General features: G+C 65.8%; 2 protein-coding genes and 1 pseudogene. 2 read left to right on the top strand and 1 reads right to left on the bottom strand.

The genetic code is table 11. The features are described from left to right. Positions 1-318: 318 nt before the first annotated feature. Both ABZX75_RS34220 and ABZX75_RS34215 read left to right on the top strand, forming a co-directional pair. Positions 319-1262 (top strand): annotated as a pseudogene (locus ABZX75_RS34220) (ISAzo13 family transposase). 5 nt (positions 1263-1267) lie between these two features. Beyond that, a complete protein-coding gene (locus tag ABZX75_RS34215; RefSeq protein ID WP_355418118.1) occupies positions 1268-1459 on the top strand; it encodes a hypothetical protein in 192 nt (63 codons plus the stop codon). A 654-nt stretch (positions 1460-2113) separates the two neighbouring features. On the opposite strand, the gene ABZX75_RS34210 is transcribed toward ABZX75_RS34215, so the two are convergent. After that, positions 2114-2300 (bottom strand): hypothetical protein (locus ABZX75_RS34210; RefSeq protein ID WP_355418115.1); only part of this gene is annotated, 187 nt, incomplete at its 5' end.

Here is a 2300-nt window from a genome sequence, read left to right as displayed (position 1 = left end):
CATCGCCGAGATCAAGACCTGGCGCATCCTCCGAAAAGCCCGCTGCCACCCCACCAGACTCACGTCAATCACCAAAGCCATCCTCACCCTGGAGACCCACCGCTGAACAAGCTCACTGCATCGCTTTGGGATCTGTCACGGGAGTCGGTGATGCGGGACATCCGGTCAGCGCCCCGGTGGTCGGCGGGCTGCTGCGGGCGATGGGCTTCAGTCTCCAGGGCATGGCAAAGACCCGGGCCGGCAGCCAGGTGCCCGACCGGGACGCCCAGTTCCGTCACATCAACACCACCGCCGAACGCCCTGGCGGAGGGGTTGCCGGTGGTGAGCGTGGATGCGAAGCAGAAGGAACCGATCGGCGACTTCGCCCGGCCCGGCCGTACCTACCGCCCCAAAGGCGAGCCGATCACCGCCCCCGACCACGACTTCATCGGCCCCGACACCCCGATCGCCATCCCATACGGCATCTACGACCTGGGGCGCGACAGCGGCTGGGTGAACGTGGGCACCGACCGAAACACCGCCGCCTTCACGGTGGAATCCCTGCGCCGCTGGTGGAAGTTCCAGGGGTGCCTCGACTACCCCGGAGTGGACCGTCTGCTGGTCACCGCTGACTCCGGCGGGGCCAACTCGGCCGACTCGCGCCTGTTCAAGAGGGGCCTGGCCGCCTCGCCAATGAGTACGGCCTGACCATCACCGTCATGCACTTTCCACCAGGTACTTCAAAATGGAACAAAGTGGAGCACCGGCTGTTCTCCCGGATCACCCACAGCCTGCGCGGACAACCCCTGACCAGCTACGAAGTGCTGCTGGAGACCATCTCGGCCACCCGCACCAGCACCGGACTGACCGTCACAGCCGCACTGGACGAGAACGCTTACCCCACCGGCCGCGTCCTCTCCCGGGCCGAGCGCACGAGCGCCGATCGGCGGGTCAGACGCGACGAGTTCCACGGCGAATGGAACTACACCATCGCCCCACAGGGACCTGATCAGCAACTGCCAGAAGGCCCATACGACGAGTCGGGACCGCCGGTCCCGGCCGAGGCCACTTTCCTCCTCACCCGCCCCGCCCTGACCGGCCTGGCACGCGAGGAATTCGACGAGCTCGTCTTCCAGCGCGAACCGTGCCGCCAGGTCCTTGCTGAAGCCCAGCGCCAGAGGGAGGGACGAGACCGGCGCGGCCGCAACCCCGGCTTCGGCATCCTCGACCACCGCCACCGCATCCTGGTTGCCCTGCTCAGAAGCCGCAATACCGTCACCTGACCCTGATGGGCAAGATCCTCGGCCACGACCGCAACACGCTGAGCTATCACGCCATGACGAGCAGGCCGCTGCTGGCCTTCGCCGGAACCGGTCTCACTCCCACGCTCACCCCACGAACGCACCCGCCCCGCACACTCGAAGCCCTGAAACACGTGATCGAACACCACGACAACAACATCAACTCAGGCAATAGTTGAATTACGGCTCCTTACAACGCCTTGATGAGTCCGGTACGTAGGCGCTGCAAGAGCGCCACGTCGGCCATCGTCGCAGACCCCACGGGGTGGGTTGTCCTCGCCTGAGTAACCCGCTTGGTCAAGGCGGGAAAGGCGGTGCCTTGGAGGGCCGCTGACAAGCCATCCGACGACGGCCCATGTGATATGACGTGAAGCACTGCGCCACGCACCGTTCTGGCCTGCGGAAGCGTGGCCGCTGGCGCCATTTCCCGCCGGTCCCAAGATGTTGCCGGCGGCCGAAACTCCCTGGGCGCTGCTGGCGCTGTCTCCGGCTGAACCTTCCCCCGCGCCGCGTGCTGGGCGGCCCGCTGGTGGCGGACGGCAGACAGGTACACAGCGGTGTGCCGCCCCCGCGAGCTACGTGTGATGCCGAGATGGCTTCCCGCACTCCGAAGTAGCTCGATAATCTTCATGTGCTGTCAACTCCTTGTTAGCCGCTGATGATTCCAAAAACTCTGGAGCGGACCACCCGCCCTAGGGCGCCGAAACTCAATCGCCTCACACGTGCCTGCAGACGCCGTCCATGAACCGCAGCGTCAATGCCCTGGGCCGCCCTGAAAGGCAGCTCTCCCGCCTCCGTCACGCCCGCCGCCCGCGCCCCATCCGGGAGCTTCACTAACTCACCCTCAGGCGACACGCCCTGAGGCTTCTCATGTCCACCTCCGCGGCCACGACCTTGCCCACCCCGCTAGGGCAGCCACACGTCTCAGTGAGCCTTTTCAACTTGAGCTTCAGAACGTCCGCCTGAACGTCTGTGACCTGCAGGAATTGGAGCCTCCCGTCACCCGATCGGTGGGTGAGT

This window comes from Streptomyces sp. NPDC003038, from assembly GCF_040611115.1.
Taxonomy (GTDB): Bacteria; Actinomycetota; Actinomycetes; order Streptomycetales; family Streptomycetaceae; genus Streptomyces.
Note: the sequence above shows the minus strand (reverse complement) of the source record. Positions and strands in the feature narration are given on the sequence as shown.

What these genes read in the sequence shown, in the direction of transcription:
- ABZX75_RS34215 (WP_355418118.1), top strand. Translation starts at nt 1,268, where the DNA reads ATGGGCAAGATCCTCGGCCACGACCGCAACACGCTGAGCTATCACGCC.